The sequence below is a fragment of the Bacillus sp. URHA0034 genome, assembly GCF_056280405.1.
In genome coordinates this window covers 2,597,304-2,614,381 of the sequence record NZ_JBWCDK010000002.1, presented here as the reverse complement: position 1 = coordinate 2,614,381, position 17,078 = coordinate 2,597,304, and the positions used below count along the sequence as shown (strand labels likewise).

Annotated in this window: 12 protein-coding genes; 11 read left to right on the top strand and 1 reads right to left on the bottom strand. The window is 41.0% G+C overall.

The genetic code is table 11. The features are described from left to right. Positions 1-142: 142 nt before the first annotated feature. The 7 genes from ACZ9EE_RS14505 (at position 143) to ACZ9EE_RS14475 (ending at position 11,176) form a co-directional block, all read left to right on the top strand. A complete protein-coding gene (locus ACZ9EE_RS14505; RefSeq protein WP_476028113.1) occupies positions 143-2,470 on the top strand; it encodes a helix-turn-helix domain-containing protein in 2,328 nt (775 codons plus the stop codon). A gap of 206 nt (positions 2,471-2,676) precedes the next feature. After that, entirely contained in the window at positions 2,677-3,867 is a 1,191-nt protein-coding gene (locus tag ACZ9EE_RS14500; protein ID WP_476028111.1) for a glycine C-acetyltransferase, read from the top strand. A gap of 110 nt (positions 3,868-3,977) precedes the next feature. After that, positions 3,978-4,955, top strand: a complete 978-nt coding sequence (locus ACZ9EE_RS14495; protein WP_476028109.1) for an L-threonine 3-dehydrogenase — start codon at positions 3,978-3,980, stop codon at positions 4,953-4,955. Between the two features lie 50 nt (positions 4,956-5,005). Continuing rightward, complete coding sequence (locus ACZ9EE_RS14490) at positions 5,006-6,409, top strand: amino acid permease (RefSeq protein ID WP_476028107.1); 1,404 nt, start codon at positions 5,006-5,008, stop codon at positions 6,407-6,409. 78 nt (positions 6,410-6,487) lie between these two features. After that, the gene (gene sdaAA / locus ACZ9EE_RS14485; protein ID WP_476028105.1) at positions 6,488-8,050 is read left to right on the top strand and encodes an L-serine ammonia-lyase, iron-sulfur-dependent, subunit alpha; all 1,563 of its coding nucleotides are present in this window, start codon (positions 6,488-6,490) and stop codon (positions 8,048-8,050) included. A gap of 968 nt (positions 8,051-9,018) precedes the next feature. Next, a complete protein-coding gene (locus ACZ9EE_RS14480) occupies positions 9,019-9,801 on the top strand; it encodes an SDR family NAD(P)-dependent oxidoreductase (protein WP_476028103.1) in 783 nt (260 codons plus the stop codon). A 667-nt stretch (positions 9,802-10,468) separates the two neighbouring features. Further along, on the top strand, positions 10,469-11,176 hold the full coding sequence (locus tag ACZ9EE_RS14475) for an SH3 domain-containing protein (RefSeq protein ID WP_476028101.1): 708 nt from the start codon (positions 10,469-10,471) through the stop codon (positions 11,174-11,176). 332 nt (positions 11,177-11,508) lie between these two features. Here ACZ9EE_RS14475 and ACZ9EE_RS14470 read toward each other — a convergent pair whose 3' ends face one another. Next, positions 11,509-12,390 (bottom strand): YsnF/AvaK domain-containing protein, encoded by an 882-nt coding sequence (locus ACZ9EE_RS14470; RefSeq protein ID WP_476028099.1) that lies wholly within the window; start codon positions 12,388-12,390, stop codon positions 11,509-11,511. A 276-nt stretch (positions 12,391-12,666) separates the two neighbouring features. Here ACZ9EE_RS14470 and ACZ9EE_RS14465 point away from each other — a divergent pair, with 276 nt between their 5' ends. The 4 genes from ACZ9EE_RS14465 to ACZ9EE_RS14450 all read left to right on the top strand — a co-directional run bounded on the left by ACZ9EE_RS14465 (position 12,667) and on the right by ACZ9EE_RS14450 (position 16,923). Beyond that, positions 12,667-13,419 (top strand): sulfite exporter TauE/SafE family protein, encoded by a 753-nt coding sequence (locus ACZ9EE_RS14465; RefSeq protein WP_476028097.1) that lies wholly within the window; start codon positions 12,667-12,669, stop codon positions 13,417-13,419. Between the two features lie 109 nt (positions 13,420-13,528). Continuing rightward, complete coding sequence (gene dcuS, locus ACZ9EE_RS14460) at positions 13,529-15,133, top strand: DcuS/MalK family sensor histidine kinase (RefSeq protein WP_476028095.1); 1,605 nt, start codon at positions 13,529-13,531, stop codon at positions 15,131-15,133. Beyond that, the gene (locus ACZ9EE_RS14455) at positions 15,126-15,833 is read left to right on the top strand and encodes a response regulator (protein WP_476028093.1); all 708 of its coding nucleotides are present in this window, start codon (positions 15,126-15,128) and stop codon (positions 15,831-15,833) included. Before dcuS ends, ACZ9EE_RS14455 begins: the two co-directional genes overlap by 8 nt. A gap of 121 nt (positions 15,834-15,954) precedes the next feature. Then, positions 15,955-16,923, top strand: a complete 969-nt coding sequence (locus tag ACZ9EE_RS14450; RefSeq protein WP_476028091.1) for a 2-keto-3-deoxygluconate permease — start codon at positions 15,955-15,957, stop codon at positions 16,921-16,923. Positions 16,924-17,078 lie beyond the last annotated feature (155 nt).

Below are 17,078 nucleotides of genomic sequence, written 5' to 3'. Positions count from 1 at the left end.
CTAATTGAAGGCCCTTTTAAAATTATTAAAAACTGTCTTATTGGGATAATCTTGAAAACAAGTAAAAAGACTAGGGATAAAGGCTCTAGTCTATTCTTTATGTGCGTTGCACATTTTTATTCTAGTCCTGAGGAGAATGTTCATGAACCGGTCAATAAAAGATAATTCTTATCAAATAAGTATACAAAACATTGAATATTACTCACACCATATCCATTTAGGAATTGAGATCCTTCTTGTTATAAGGGGAGAAATTGAGGTTACGGTTAATCAACATTCCTGCCATTTAGCAGAAAACGATCTTCTGCTTATTAACGCCAATGATATACGCTCTATTAAAGGAAATAAGGAGAATGTGGTCTTATCATTACAAATTCCCATAGACCTAATCGAACCTTATTATCCGGATATACGTGAGTGTCATTTTAACTGTAATTCATCCAAAGAGGATAACGGGCCGTATCTGCTTTTTGATCAAATTCGCCAACTAATGGCGAAAATTCTAATTACATATTACCGAAAGCAGGATGGAAGTGAAATCGAAATTAACGGACTGATTTTTCAGTTAGTTACACTGTTGATTCGAAATTTTAAAGCTACCCATCTTGGGAGTAATCAATTCACTGACATGAAGGATGAAAGAATTAAAGAGATTCTGGCATTTATCCAAAAAAATTATCGCAAACCGATATCATTAGAGGAAATCGCCAAACAGCTGTATTTGTCTCTTTACTATTTGTCGCGTTATTTCAAGCAGGAAGTTGGAGTTAGTTTCTCCCAATATGTCAAAAATGTCCGTTTGAAATCAGCGGTTCATGAGCTGCTTTATACGGGCCATAATATTACCCAGATTTCGCTGAATAATGGTTTTCCCAATGTGAAGGCATTTAATAAGGCTTTTAAAGAAATGTACCAGCAAACGCCTACTGAATATCGCAGCCTTCACAAAGTGGAACCGATGGATGTCGAGGAAGTGAGGCATGAAACCCAACAATATACATTACTGCAATCACCCAGCCTTTTAATGGAAATTAGCAAATATATTTCAGGAAATGAGAAGAGCACCACACTGATGGAACCGGCTGCTTCAACTGTACATGTGGACCTGCCGCAGGAGCCTATTTTTATCAGGGAAAAAACCTTAAAGGTACTGGTGATTGGGCAGCTGGAATATGCCTTGAACGAAGAAGTGCAGGCAGATTTAAAATTGATCCAAGAAGAACTTGGATTTGACTATATCTATTTTACGAACCTTTTTACAGACAGCTTTGCGATGACAACACCTCTCTATCAAATAGGCGGGCAATTTTATCAGATGGATACCTTATTCAACCGATTTCGACAATTAGGGTTAATTCCATTCATCCGCGTCGAAGTTGAAAAGGAAGTGGCAAGCGGCTCTGAATACCTTAAGAAGCTGGATGAATTTTTACAGCACAGTGTTAGTTATTTTGGCAGCGGCTTTGTAGGCAAATGGCAGTTTGAGTTGGTTTTCCCGGAATGGAGTGAAACAGCAAAGAGCTTTTATCAAGATTTTTATCTAACCGTGAAAAAGTGGGCTTCTGAAGCAAAAATAGGCCTTCATGTGCCGTTTTCTTTAGGAAAGTCTATACCTGATCCTGCTGCTGACTTTTTAAACGAAATTTCCGATTGTTGCGAGCTGGTCTGCTTCACCTGTAATCCGAATGAAGAAGTGGATTTTACCGATATGAATAATCGTACCTTTGAAGGAGTAAAAAATTATTTAAAGAATGCATGCAGCACATTAAAGAAAAGTTTATCGTCTGCAGGCTTGGAGAAGGTTCCGATTTTTCTAACAGATTGGAATACACTTTATGGAAATACGATGGATTTGAGCGGCACTTTTTTCCGTTCAGCTCTTATTTTTAAAGGAATGCTGGATGCGATGAAAGAAATTTCCGGTTTGGGTTTCTGGATTGATACCCACTCACTTGAAAGGAATAACCTGGACCAAGACCATATAGCCATGAATGGAATTGCTCTCCTGTATTATTATCAAATTAAACGCCCAGCTTATTTTAATCTTCAACTGATGGCAAAAATGACTTTAAGGATTTTAGCTGAAGGCGTGGATTTTGTCATGGCAAAGGGGGAAAATGGCTATCAATTGGCCGTTTATAATCCAGCCTATATCAATCCTTCCTATTCAGTTGAAAGCTTCTTTTTGCAATCCATCACAATGGAAAGGAAAGTCGTGATTTCAGGCCTGCCGCCTGGACGTTACCAAATTCGCAAGCACATCCTTGATCAAAATAACGGCGAATTTTATATTAACTGGATAAATTTGCAGCATCAGGATATATACGACCCGGAGATCATTAGCTTTATCAAGCAGGGGACCCACCCAGATTTGAAAATTTATGAGGAAAAAGTGGAGGCGGAGCTTTATTTGCAATCTACCTTGACCTTAAACGCTTTTCATCTTTTTGAAATAAGGCCATTAAGTTAAAACTTGATGGTCTTTTTTTGTGGTTAATTGTGACAAAGATGGAAAGGAGGGCAAATATGGGAGGGACCTACGACAAAGTTTGGAATGTAAACTGACAAAATTCGATTTAAACTAATAGTATGGAAACGTTTTCAATGTAATTCTTTTTAATTGGGAAACGGATATCGAATTTTTTGCTGCAAAGTTTATTGATGGAGGTTTATACGATGTCAAAAAAGGTTTTAGAAGAGATATTAACTCCCCAGCTGCAAGAGCTGCATGAGAAAGGGCTATATAACGTCATTGATACAGTAGAGGGACCTAATGGCCCAATTGTGACAATCAATGGCAAGGAAGTCATCAATATGTCGTCCAACAATTACCTTGGATTAGCAAACAATGAACGATTAATCCAAAAGGCGAACGAAGCCACAAAACAGTATGGTGTGGGCGCTGGTGCTGTCCGGACAATCAATGGAACGATGACCATTCATGATGAATTAGAAAAAAGGATTGCCGAATTTAAGCATACGGAAGCGGCGATTGCGTTTCAGTCAGGATTTAATTGCAATATGGGCGCAATCTCGGCAGTCATGACGAAGAAGGACGCGATTATTTCTGATGAATTGAATCACGCCTCGATTATTGATGGCTGCCGTTTGTCCGGGGCAAAAATCCTTCGGGTCAAGCATCAGGACATGGATGACCTAAGGCGGGTTGCAAAAGAAGCAGTCGAAAGCGGCGATTATGAAAAAATTATGTATATTACCGATGGTGTTTTTTCAATGGATGGAGATGTGGGAAAGCTTCCGGAAATCGTGGAAATCGCCGAAGAATATGGCTTGCTTACATATGTTGATGACGCACATGGATCAGGCGTTATGGGCAATGGGGCCGGCACCGTTAAACATTTTGGCCTATCGGATCAAATTGATTTTCAAATTGGAACGCTTTCCAAGGCCATTGGTGTCGTAGGCGGCTATGTGGCCGGTACCCAGCAATTGATTGATTGGTTAAAAGTGCGCGCCCGTCCTTTTTTATTTTCAACATCACTTACACCAGGAGCTGCTGCTGCCTGCATTGAAGCCATTAACATCATGACGGAATCAACAGAGAGAGTCGACCAGCTATGGGAAAATGGCCGCTATTTAAAAGAAGGCTTGAAAAAATTAGGGTTTGATATTGGCCACTCAGAAACACCGATTACGCCATGTATTATCGGAGAAGAAACATTAACGCAGCAATTTTCCCGCCGTCTAATGGAAGAGGGAGTTTACGCCAAAGCCATCACCTTCCCGACAGTGCCGAAGGGAACAGGCAGGGTGCGCAATATGCCGACAGCAGCCCATACAAAAGAAATGCTGGACCAAGTGCTTGCTGTATACGAAAAAGTTGGAAAAGAGCTGGGCGTCATCTAAGTTTAGAAGATAAACAGGGGAGGGCCCCGTTTCCGGAATAAGTCCCTCTCTCTTACAATTTGATACCATGTGTTCATTATATAAGGGAAATACTCAGGAGGTTGTTTACGGTGAAAAAAATTCTTGTGACTGGAAGCTTAGGTCAAATCGGTTCAGAGTTAACGTTGAGACTTAGGGAACTTTACGGAGAGAAAAATGTCCTTGCCACTGATATCCGCCATGTTGATGGCAACCCAGTGGTGGAAAATGGTTTATTTGATACATTGGATGTGCTGGATGGAGAGAAAATGCAGAAGTTGGTCAATGACTATCACATTGATACGATTATCCATTTGGCAGCGCTTCTATCGGCCACAGCCGAGAAAAAACCGCTGCTAGCCTGGAATTTAAATATGGGCGGATTGGTAAATGCACTCGAGGTGGCGCGGAATTCCAATGCACAGTTCTTTACACCAAGCTCAATTGGCGCCTTTGGTCCGTCCACACCAAAAGACAATACACCTCAGGATACAATCCAACGGCCGGACACGATGTACGGTGTCACCAAGGTCAGCGCTGAATTACTATGTGACTATTATTTTGCAAAATTTGGCGTCGATACCCGCGGCGTCCGCTTCCCTGGATTGATTTCCTACAAAACACTACCGGGCGGAGGAACGACAGACTATGCGGTTGATATCTACTATGAAGCATTAAAGAACAAAAAATATACGTCCTATATTGCGCAAGGCACTTACATGGACATGATGTATATTCCAGATGCGATTGATTCAATTATCAAACTAATGGAAGCGGACTCATCAAGATTAAAACATCGAAATGCCTTTAATATTACAGCGATGAGCTTTGAACCTGAAGAAATTGCTGCTTCCATCAGGAAATTTATACCGGAATTTACGATGGATTATCAAGTGGATCCAGTCCGGCAGCAGATTGCCGACTCTTGGCCAAACTCCATTGATGCGACCGCCGCCAAAGAGGAGTGGGATTTCAATCCGCGGTACGATTTAGACCGTATGACAAAATCAATGCTCGAAAACTTAGCCAAAAAATTGGGCATTCCATTTGGGGAACCTATATTGGTTTAAGGCATCAAGAAGAAAGGGTTTAAAACATACAAGGGGAAAGAGGGAAGTTTATGTCAAAAAACCAGGAATTAAAGCGGGGGCTTAAGTCGCGTCATATTCAAATGATTGCTTTGGGTGGTACGATCGGGGTTGGTTTATTTATGGGTTCGACCAGTACAATTAAATGGACGGGTCCATCGGTTATGATTGCCTATGCAGTTGCCGGCCTCTTCTTATTTTTCATCATGCGCTCGATGGGGGAAATGCTTTATTTGGAACCAACCACCGGTTCATTTGCTGACCTCGGCAATAAATATATCCATCCTTTGGCTGGCTATTTGACAGCTTGGAGCTATTGGTTCCAATGGATCATTGTCGGCATGTCGGAAATCATCGCGGTTGGTGCGTATATGCATTATTGGTTCCCACATCTGCCAACATGGGTCCCTGGGGTGGTCGCGATGGTGATTCTGGGCGTTGCCAACATGATTTCGGTTAAAAACTTTGGTGAATTTGAATTCTGGTTCTCATTAATTAAAGTGTTAACGATTGTCTTCATGATTATTGCTGGTATTGGCATTATTCTCTTTGGGATTGGAAATGGCGGCCATGCAATTGGATTTTCGAATATCTGGAAAAACGGCGGCTTTTTCACTGGGGGATTTAAAGGTTTCTTCTTTGCTCTTTCCATCGTTATCGGTGCTTATCAAGGGGTGGAACTAATAGGGATGACGGCTGGAGAGGCAGAAAATCCGCAAAAAACAATTACACATGCTGTGAAAACCACCGTTTGGCGTATTTTAATTTTCTATATTGGTGCTATCTTCGTAATTGTAACCGTTTATCCTTGGAATCAGCTCAATCAAGTTGGCAGCCCATTCGTATCGGTTTTTGCTAAAATTGGAATAACGGCTGCAGCTGGTATTATCAACTTTGTCGTCATTACGGCAGCAATGAGCGGCTGTAACAGCGGCATCTTCAGCGCCACACGAATGCTTTACGCATTGGCGAAAAATGGACAGGCACCAAAGATTTTTGCAAAATTATCGGAAAATAAAGTTCCTGTTTATTCAACCATAACGGTTTTAATAGGTTTGGCTATTGGTGTTGTGTTAAGCTATGTTGCACCGCCATCCATCTTTGTGTATGTTTACAGTGCGAGTGTACTTCCAGGAATGATTCCATGGTTTGTACTGCTCATCAGTGAAATCAAATTTAGAAAAGTAAACGCTGGTGCAATGGAAAAACATCCATTTAAAATGCCTCTTACACCGTACAGCAACTACGCTACCATTGTATTTCTACTGGTAGTCCTTGTCGGTATGGCGATCAATCCAAGCACGCGTATTCCGTTAATCACGGGAATTGCATTCCTTGCCATAATGACAGCCTTTTTCTATCTGTTAAAAATGGAAAAACGCGTACCGTTAGACGAGGCCGAAAACGAAAAAGGCACAAAAACGAAAGCAGTATAATATAAAGAAACAAAGAAAACAGGGGGACGGTTCTAATGCTTCATGCATGGGAACCGTCTTCTTTGAGGGAGTGATACGATGTCTTTCACGAGTTTAAGAGAAGTAATAGAACTAGCCGAGCAGCAAAATATAACGATTGCGGAATTAATGATCCAAACTGAAATACAGCAAAAGAGCATTCCACGGGAAGCGATTATCGAAAAAATGGACGAGCAATTTAAGGTAATGGAAGAGGCTGTCCTAAGGGGGACGAAAAGTGCTGTTATGTCCCGTACTGGCTTGACCGGAGGAGATGGGTACCGACTTCACCAATATGCCGAAAAAGGAAAATCCTTTATCAATCCCGTGACATTAAATGCCGCAGCCAATGCACTGGCCGTATCAGAGGTCAATGCGACAATGGGACGGATTGTGGCGACACCGACTGCAGGCTCAGCGGGAATCTTGCCGGCAGTACTCGTACATGCTCTGGACAGCGGAAAATTCCCACGGGAGCGGATTGTACTGTCGATGTTCACTGCTTCTGCCCTTGGCTTAGTGATTGCCAATAAAGCTTCCATTTCAGGGGCAGCCGGCGGATGCCAGGCGGAAATAGGTTCTGCAACCGCGATGGCCGCTGGCACTTTAGTTGAGCTTGCCGGCGGCACTCCAGAGCAGGTAGGAAATGCCATCGGAATAGCTTTAAAAAATTCACTGGGACTGGTTTGTGATCCGGTCGCCGGGCTGGTGGAAATTCCATGTATCCTTCGGAACGGATTACATGCGATTACCGCCCAGGCTGCGGCAGATATGGCGTTAGCAGGGGTGGTTAGCATCATTCCACCGGATGAGGTGATCCATGTGATGCATGAAGTCGGGCAGCAAATGCCTGAATCGCTAAGGGAAACCGGGATTGGCGGTTTGGCAGGCACCCCGACAGGTCAGAAATTGAAGGCGCAGATTTTCAGCGAAAAGAAAAGCGGCTCCGGGCCGGCCAAATATCAAAGCGCCTATGAGATTATCGGCCCCGTTATGGTCGGGCCATCCAGTTCACATACAGCAGGTGCTGTCCGCATTGGCAACATAGCCTATCAGCTGTTAAACGAAAAACCATTATTTGCAAAGTTCTCCCTGATGGGTTCCTTTGCTGAAACTTATCAAGGCCATGGCACAGATTTAGCATTATTAGCAGGGTCTCTTGGGTTAACAACAATGGATGAAGGCATTCCAAATGCGAAATCCATAGCCGAAGAAAATGGCTTACAATATGAGTTTACAAAACGGGTGCTTGGAAGTTACCACCCGAATACGGTGTTAGTAGAATTATCAGGGGCAACACGAACTGTAAAGGTATTGGCAAGTTCCTTAGGCGGCGGCAAAGTGGAAGTTCAAGAATTGGATGATTACCCATTAAAATTTTCCGGAGACCGACCAACACTTGTAATCCGCCATACCGATCGAAAGGGGGTTATTTCTGAGCTATCAGGATCTCTTTATCAAAAGGGGTTAAATATTGCCCGTATGGCGAATGAACGCTCAAAAATCAATGGTTCGGCGATAACGATTTGTGAAATCGACAATCAGATTGAGGGAAATCTTTTAACCTTATTGAAAAAAGAAATTCCCATCATTGATGAAATATTATTAATTCAAACAAAATAGTGATCAAGGGAGATTTCAGGTAGAATGGGAGAGAAATGCTATCATTTTGCAAACACAATGAAATCAAGAATGTAATTTTACATTAAAGAAGGTCACACCTTCTTACCTTATGGGCGGCATGAGGTAATCCTTTCGCGAAAAACTATGATATTTTAAGGGTTGGAGACTAAGTCTTCACCCCTTTTTTATCGAATAATCACAGTTCTAGCTTTTTTTCGAAGTTGATACTATGGAAATAAAAGTTCATGGGTCGAATAAAAATTGCTAATGTAATGATCAAATAGGGAGGTATATAAAAACTTAGTATCTAGTAAAGGTTTAAAAAAAGATACAGCACTAAAAAACGACGAAGGGTCACTGATTGGTGGCCCTTTTTGTTTCGTATCGCCGGGCGATATAGCTTGCAAATAAATCCAAAAACCCTCATATTTAATAGAAAAGGAGGCCCGATATGCGACGTGATATACAACCGAATGAACGAGCATTTAAGTGGCTTAAGAAGTGGGAATTGCAACACCTACTGTTCGAGCTTATAGCGCTACGCGATACAAATGATAGGGTGTACCGATTAAAACAACGTACCCTGGTTCCAATATTTCCTCGATTGTTCGCCACTTCGGATTTGCCATTTTCAAATTTCAACAAATTCCCGGGAAATATCTACAAATTCTGAGTAGATATCGACAACCCTTGACGAATGGGCGGCATGATGTAAGGCTTTTAAGCCCTACATTTGAGAAATAGTTATAGTGGTCGGGATTTTCCTGATCTTTAATCATTCCAGTTTTTTATGAAAAGGATTATTTGGCTGGGCTTTATTGGCAAAGAAAGTAAGAATGAGTTTGGAAAAACTTAGTCGCTTCCGATGCACATAAAATTTTTAACTGCTGGGGAACTTATATATAAAAACTGTACATACTATCATAATCCTTTCGAAGATTGGAATTTAAGCCAAATGGGGTGGGAAAATGGCAAAAGAATTAAATGGCGTACATGCCGTTGTTACAGGAGGATCAAGCGGTTTAGGATATGCCATGGTAGAAGCACTTCTTGATGAAGGAGCGACAGTTGCAGTGGCATCCCGTCCAGGAGCAAAAATGACGGAAGCTGTAAAAAAACTTCAAAATAAGGGATATTCGAATGTTTTTGAACTTCCATTGGATGTCAGGTCAGAGGAATCGGTACAAGATGCAGTCAACTGGGTAAAAACGGAATGGGGTAAGATCGATGTCCTCGTGAACAATGCCGGGATTGGCATGAGGACTGTAAACTCAAAATTCCTTACAGAACCACAGCCTTTCTATCAGGTCTCTCCTGAAGGGTTTCGAAATTTAATCGATACAAATGTGACCGGTTATTTCCTAACCTCCCGAGGATTCGCTCCTCTGATGGTCGAGCAGGGAAGAGGAAAAATCATCAATATATCGATGAATTATGAAACCATGAAACGAAAAGGATTTGTCCCATACGGCCCTTCTCGTGCCGCAACCGAGTCCCTGTCATTTATCATGGCTGAAGACTTGCGTGAATTTGGAGTGACGGTAAATATGCTTCTTCCTGGCGGGGCCACCGTAACCGGAATGATACCTGATCAAGTGAGAAGGGAACTTAAAGGAAACTCTCAGCTCCTTAAGCCGGAAATCATGGCAAAACCTATCGTTTATCTTGCTTCCGAGCAATCTGAAGGATTAACAGGTGAACGCCTAGTCGCAACCGAATTTGACAGCTGGTTAAAAAATAGAACCAAATAAAAAATGAGTGAAGACACTTCTTCTTTCGCAATATGAATGAATAGAGAAAGAGACTTATTTATGCGGTTTTTCGTTCATCGGGGTTATGAATGACTTTAGAAAGGGTTGTACCTTTCGTTTTCTCATGATGATAAATTGGTCATAAATGGTAAAAAGGCTAATAATCTATGGAAATGAGCCAATCAAGTGCCAATATCAGCCAATCTTCCTGAAAAATGAGCGAATAAGAAATCGATTTCCTCCATTCTTTTTCTTGTGTGAGGAAACAACTAAAATACAATGTCATTAAAATGGGGACTAAGGATCTGTACTCTTTGCCTAGTAGAATCTGTCAATGTCCCTTTCAAACTCTGATTTGTCAACAGCGTCCTAAAGTACATTTCTTCAGTGCTTTCCCCTTTTGGCTCCTCCAATTACCAGATAATTTTATCTCTAACGAATCTTGTTACCGATGCTAAATTAGCTTCATACTTAAAAATAGCTAATGTAATGATCAAATAAGGAGTTATATAAAAATTTAGTATCGAGTAAAAGTTAAAAAAAAGATACAGCACTAAAAAACGACGAAGGGTCACTGATTGGTGGTCCATTTGTTTCGTATCGCCGGGCGATATAGCTTGCAAATAAATCCAAAAACCCTCATATTTAATAGAAAAGGAGGCCCGATATGCGACGTGATATACAACCAAATGAACGAGCATTCTCCTCTAAGGAAGTGGCAGAAGAAGTGGGAATTGCAACCCCCACTGTTCGAAAGTATGGCCAAATCTTAGAGCGGAATGGATATGAATTTTTAAAAGATGGCGATCGGCGTATTTTTGTTCAATCTGACATCGGAGCGCTTATAGCGTTACGCGATACAGACAAGCCCTTAGACGATACAGCTAAAGAACTTGCGTATCAACAAAAGGAAAGATTAGAAAGCTCCAATGAAAAAGAGCTTGCGATAACCGATACATATGAAAACTTGCCTCAAGACCCCAATCAAATAAAAGAGATTTTAATGTTTCTGGCCAATGAAATCGCAGCTGCGCGTGAAATGAATGTCCAACTGACAAGCGATATGTCTCAACTTAAAGAAAAGGTTTCCCGGCTCCAGCAAGATCATCATGTAATAAGCTCTAGTATTGGGAATTCGGCTCAAAAAACTCATGCGAAAATTGAAAAATTAACCGAGCAACAAAATACATATTATGAAACATTGCTGCAGCAAGAAAAAGAAAAAAGTGAATTCTTGCAAAAAGAGTTACAAAATCTGCGGGAAGAACAGAAAAAGGAATGGCTTTCACAAAATGAATTTAATAGACGTCTAGAGGAAGCAATACAAAAACCTAGTGAAAAATGGGGCTGGCTTTTCTCTATATTCCGAAAATAAGATGCTTTTTTGACATAAATCGCTTATAGCGCTAGGCGATATAAATGATAGGGTGTCCCGATTAAAACAACGTTTCCTGGTTTCCAATATTTCCTCGATTGTTCGCCACTTCGGATTTACCATTTTCAAATTTCAACAAAGTTCCGGGAATATCTACAAATTCTGAGTAGATATCGACAAATACCCTTGATGAATGGGCCACATAATTTAAAAAAGCATCATAAAGCCTTATATAAGTTTTTACATGCAATAAAAAGAGATAAATGCTCATCCTTTTGCTTAAGTAAGTAAAAGGATGAGCATTTTTTTAGGATATTTTCATTTTTTTAAGGTTAGAATCTATCAGGATCCACACGATTGCTGTCAGTAGTAGTTTCATCGACTGAAGCATCGCCCTCTTTCTCCACTTTTGCTTCTTCACGCTTAACATTTTCTGTTACCGATTGGGTTTCCGTAACTTGCTTTTTGCCTATGACCAGTTCTTCAGAAACGACAGGTTTCTTCTTAACCTCCACTTTTTCCTCGACAATTGGTACTCGTATCGTTTCATCTTCGCCTATTGGTGTGGTTGTGTCTGCTTCAGTCTTGTCCACTGCTCGTCTTTCTACATAGACCTCTTCATGTTGTACTGGTACATTGACCGTTTTCTCTTCGTCGACAACTTCCTTCTTTACCTCAACTTCGCCTGTCTGAACACGCTGTTTATTAACATCCAGCTGTTCTTCACGAAGCTTTAGTGAACGCTGCTTTTCTCTGTCGAGAGTATCTTCTTCAAGGCCCGTTTGTTCACGAGCCATAGTTCCTGTGGACATACCGCCTGCAGTACTAACCCCGGCTTGTCCCTTTTCAGCTAAAAGTAGAACCATTCCGGAATTAATATCCTCTTCGTATTTTAGTGCATCTGCATTACTAATGCCTTGAGCGACCAGATGATCATAATAGGTATCTCTGCCATCATCATTTTGATACATACGATTCTCAAACGGGGTAAATAGGCTTGCTAAGAATCCTTGGTGCTCTTCTGGCTGTGGCTGATTATTCGAACTGACCTCCTGAGCCGTTACCCCTGTTTCCTCTTCAATGGAAGAAGGGGTGTCTGTTGTATTAGCAATAATCGACATATCGTTTACAGAATACCCTTGGTCTTGGAATTCCTCAATGGCCCGAACGACTTCATCACTGGAATTATAAACACCTAAAACAGTTTTACTCATAGTTATAGCCTCCATTTCTCTTTTTGTTTCCTTAATAAAGCTTTCAAATTATACGTACCCGGCTTAACAACATTGGAAACTAATTTTCTCGAGCGAGACTAAGGATGTCGCAATTTCAATGAATGAACAAGTTGAGAGACTGGAGCGAAGCAGGTTCAGACACAACTTGCCTAAACACTTTTTTAAATTACAAAAAGCCTTGTGCCGGTTACATATACTATAATAAACTTGGACAAATTTCACTTTTGAAGTGAAAGTATGTTTGGGGGGACAGCTTTGATTATCACACTTACTATGTTCTTAATGGGAATTTTATTAGGGTTTATTGGGGCCGGAGGATCCGGTTTTATTATTGCGCTGTTAACCGTTGTTTTTGGAGTGCCAATTCACACAGCATTAGGTACGTCTCTGGCTGCAATGGTGTTTACAACTTTGTCCGGAGCTTTCAGCCATTACCGGCAGGGAAACATTGATGTGAAAACAGGAATAACTGTTGGCGCCTTCGGGGCAATTATGTCCTATCTTGGTTCCAAGATTGCCGTATGGATTCCGGTCAATTCACTCCATTGGCTCACAGCCGGGATGCTGTTCCTATCTGCTGTTATGCTAATGATCCGTCTTTTTCTAGTGAATAGGCTTAAAGATACAAATAAAAGGGAAACTAAATTAACTGGAAGCTTTCTAGTAAGAGCAGCTTCTGTCGGTATCGTGACTGGTATTTTATCTGGTACTTTTGGGATTGGGTCAGCTCCATTCATCCAGCTTGGGTTGATGATTGTGTTGGGCCTTTCTGTGCAAGAATCTGTCGGCACAACAATGCTGGTTATTCTTCCTATCGCTATCGCTGGCGGGACAGGCTACTATTTTGAGGGTTACTTCAACGTCTTGCTTTTGATCCAGGTACTGGCTGGAACGATGATTGGTTCTTTTATTGGAGCTAAATTTACCAACAATGTTCCACTGTCCATTTTAAAAAGTGCTATGGTTCTTACCCCAATAATGGCGGGTGCCATTTTGCTAATTCGATGATTGTTAATTGAGGCTGCTTAAAGCTCTACATAGGAGCTTAGCGGTCTCTTGTCATTTAATCGATAAGTCTTATACATACTAACAAACAAGCACATATCGGGAGAAGATCATGAAAAAGGCCAAATATAGTTTACAAGCTATCATTATTATATTCGTATGCATTGTCGTCGCGTTATCACTTGGAATAACCGATTTACTAATAAGCAAAAGAATTACCTCTAGTGTGGAAGAAACACAGAAAGAAAAGGCCCTGAATGTTGCAAGAATGGTTTCCTTAAGCCCGCAGGTGATTGATGCTTTAGATGGGGCCACTAGGCATACGGTAGTACAAGATTTTGCCAGCAAAGTAAAAGATAAAACGAATGTTAACTTCGTTGTCGTTATGGATATGAAAGGGATCCGTCTTTCCCACCCAGATCCAAGTAAAGTAGGGAAGCACTTCAGGGGAGGAGATGAAGGGCCTGTCCTTAAAGGAAAGGAGTATGTTTCCATTTCCAAGGGAACTCTCGGCAGGTCCATGCGGGCATTTACTCCAATAAGGAATTCACATGGAAAACAAGTGGGTGCCGTTGCGGTAGGAATTTCTTTAGAAAACGTTACAAAGGCGGTACTTAAAGGACGGATGGGGATCGCTATTGGGACGTTAATTGGAATCCTAATAGGTGTAATCGGTGCAGTGGGCCTGGCAAGGTATATTAAGAAAATTCTTTTAGGACTCGAGCCATTCGCTATTGCTAAACTGCTTGAAGAACGGAGTTCCATGCTTCAGTCTGTGCGTGAAGGAATAATAGCTATTGACCAAGAAGGAAAAATCACACTTGTAAACAGGGCAGCCAGTAAGCTTTTTAAGAGAGCCGGTCTTGAAGAGGACCCTATGGGTAGGAACATTGAAGCTTATTTGCCAGAGACTCGATTAACTCACATAATAAAATCGGGTGAAACCGAATTGGATCAAGAACAAAACCTGAATGGGGTGACCATTTTAGTCAACAGGGTTCCAGTTATTGTGGAAAATGAGACGGTGGGAGCAATCGCTACATTTCGTGATAAAACCGAAGTCCGATTGTTGGCCGAACAGCTCACAGGTGTGCGTAACTATGCAGATGCTCTTCGTGCCCAGGCACATGAATTCATGAACAAACTTCATGTTATCCTTGGCCTGGTTCGAACTGAACAATATGATACACTTGCTGGCTATGTGAGTGAAACGGTTAACCATCGGAAAACAGAAATGGGCTTTGTAACGAAGAAAATTCAAGACCCTGTTCTTGCTGGATTTTTAATTGGCAAACTAAGCTTTGCCAGAGAATCAGGTGCTTCTCTATCATTTGATTGTGTAAGTAAACTTCCCAAGCCTGCCAACTTGGAAATCACCCATAAGCTGATCACAATCATTGGAAATCTCTTCGATAACGCAATGGAGGCCATTGCGGACAGTCCAAACAAAAAAGTCGACCTTAAACTTGATTATGCAGAGGATATTTTAACCATTGAGGTGAAAGACACAGGGATGGGGATGTCGACAGCACTCCAAAGCAAAATATTGGATAAAGGATTCTCTACGAAAGGAAAAAACCGCGGGTTCGGGTTATATCTTTTGGCACAGGCAATTGGAAGACTGGAAGGGGACATGATTATTTCGTCCAGGCCTGGAAAGGGAACAAATTTTGCCGTGTATATACCTTATAAAGCAGAGGATGAATTCAGTGATTAATGTAATGATTGTCGAAGATGACCCGATGGTAGCGGAAATCAATAAACAGTATCTTACTAAAATTGATGGGTTCCGGTTGGCTGCAACCGTCGGTTCAGTAGCGGAAGCGATCCAATTTTTGGGGAAGAGTGACATTCAGCTCATTCTTCTGGATATCTTTATGCCGGGGAAGCAGGGACTAGAGCTATTAGCGTACCTTCGGAATAATGACTTTGAAATTGATGTTATCATCATTTCAGCGGCTTCAGATCTTGAACGAATTAAGAGGGCATTAAGGTATGGTGTTGTGGACTATTTAATTAAGCCATTCGAGTTTGAACGGTTTAACGCTGCACTTGCTGCCTACCTTGAGCAAACTCGGTTCATTGATAAACAAGAGTCGGTTAGTCAGCAGGAGCTCGATCACTTACTTTTGCACAGAGACGAAACTGTTGTAGCAGAAGAACTGCCAAAGGGGTTAACCAGGGATACCTTAAAGCAGGTATGGGAGGCGATTCATGAATTGAAGGACGGGCCCTTTTCCACGGATGAAGTAGCAAATGTTGTAGGAATATCAAGGGTTTCGGCAAGAAAGTATCTTAATTTCCTAAAGGACTTAGGAATCCTTGAAGTCAAGGTGATCTACGGAACAGTCGGAAGGCCTGTCTATCAGCATGAATACAACAAGTTTAAAGAGCACTTAATAAAAAACTTTCTGTAAGCAGTTTTTGAAACTGCTTACTTTTTTTATTTACAAAAAGAATGATTAAACTTTCATAATCTATGAAAACGGTTTACATGGGAATATGATAGGTACGTAGCAAGTTAAAGGAGGAATAAAAATGCAAATTCCAATTAAGAAAACGCTTGATAAAATTCCAGGCGGTTTGATGGTTGTTCCACTATTTTTAGGAGTATTAACAAATACATTTTTTCCGCAAGTTTTACAAATTGGTAGTTTTACAACGGCATTATTCAGTAAAGAAGCATCATCAACCATTTTGGCATGTTTTATGTTTTTAATTGGTTCTCAAATTAATTTCAAATTAGCACCAAAGGCATTAAAAAAAGGTGCAATTTTATTAACAGGAAAATTTATTGTAGGTGCTGGTATTGGTTTAGCTGTAGCAGCGATTTTTGGGCCAACCGGAATACTAGGATTAACACCATTAGCCATCCTTGCAGCGCTGTTAAATGCTAATGGTGGGTTATATGCATCTCTTGCTTCATCGTATGGTGACGAAACGGATGTAGGTGCATATGCGTTATTTTCTTTAAAAGATGGTCCATTTTTCACATTAGTGGCATTAGGTGCATCCGGCCTTGCCTCGATTCCTTTTCAAACACTTCTGGGAGTATTAATTCCAATTGTTATCGGAATGATTTTAGGAAATATTGATCCCGATATGAGAAAGTTCCTTGGAAGCAGTAAATTATTATTAATCCCATTCTTCTCATTCCCATTAGGTGCCGGAATGAACCTTTCAACGATTGTAAAAGCTGGGGGTCCTGGGATATTACTAGGATTAATCGCTGCCTTCACTGGAATTGGAGCTTACTTCTTATTAAAGTTATGTAAAGAAAACCCTATCGTTGGTTTAGCAACAGGGTCAACAGCAGGAAATGCGGTAGCTACACCAGCTGTTGTCGCTGCAGCAGATCCAACCTTAGCTGCAGTAGCATCTTCAGCTACTGCACAAGTTGCAGCTGCATGTGTTATCTCTGCCATCGTCTGTCCGCTTATTGTGAGCTATGTATTTAAAAGGTCTCAAAAGAAAAAAGCGAAACAATCGATTGCAAGGGCAGCCTGATAAAAAGTAAATAAATACGAAAAAAGTGGAAGATAGAACAAGCAGTCAGTCGATTTTTACTGTCTGCTTTGTTTAATTACAAAAAAGAGACATTAAATTAAAAAAACTAGTTTGATAAGGAAAATGTTATTAACATGGTAAGATAGAAATCTATG

Excerpts from the sequence above, each read along its gene's own strand:
- ACZ9EE_RS14480 (WP_476028103.1), top strand. The coding sequence starts at position 9,019 with ATGGCAAAAGAATTAAATGGCGTACATGCCGTTGTTACAGGAGGATCA.
- dcuS (WP_476028095.1), top strand. The coding sequence starts at position 13,529 with ATGAAAAAGGCCAAATATAGTTTACAAGCTATCATTATTATATTCGTA.
- ACZ9EE_RS14475 (WP_476028101.1), top strand. The coding sequence starts at position 10,469 with ATGCGACGTGATATACAACCAAATGAACGAGCATTCTCCTCTAAGGAA.
- ACZ9EE_RS14505 (WP_476028113.1), top strand. The coding sequence starts at position 143 with ATGAACCGGTCAATAAAAGATAATTCTTATCAAATAAGTATACAAAAC.
- ACZ9EE_RS14450 (WP_476028091.1), top strand. The coding sequence starts at position 15,955 with ATGCAAATTCCAATTAAGAAAACGCTTGATAAAATTCCAGGCGGTTTG.
- sdaAA (WP_476028105.1), top strand. The coding sequence starts at position 6,488 with ATGTCTTTCACGAGTTTAAGAGAAGTAATAGAACTAGCCGAGCAGCAA.
- ACZ9EE_RS14470 (WP_476028099.1), bottom strand. The coding sequence starts at position 12,390 with ATGAGTAAAACTGTTTTAGGTGTTTATAATTCCAGTGATGAAGTCGTT.
- ACZ9EE_RS14500 (WP_476028111.1), top strand. The coding sequence starts at position 2,677 with ATGTCAAAAAAGGTTTTAGAAGAGATATTAACTCCCCAGCTGCAAGAG.
- ACZ9EE_RS14490 (WP_476028107.1), top strand. The coding sequence starts at position 5,006 with ATGTCAAAAAACCAGGAATTAAAGCGGGGGCTTAAGTCGCGTCATATT.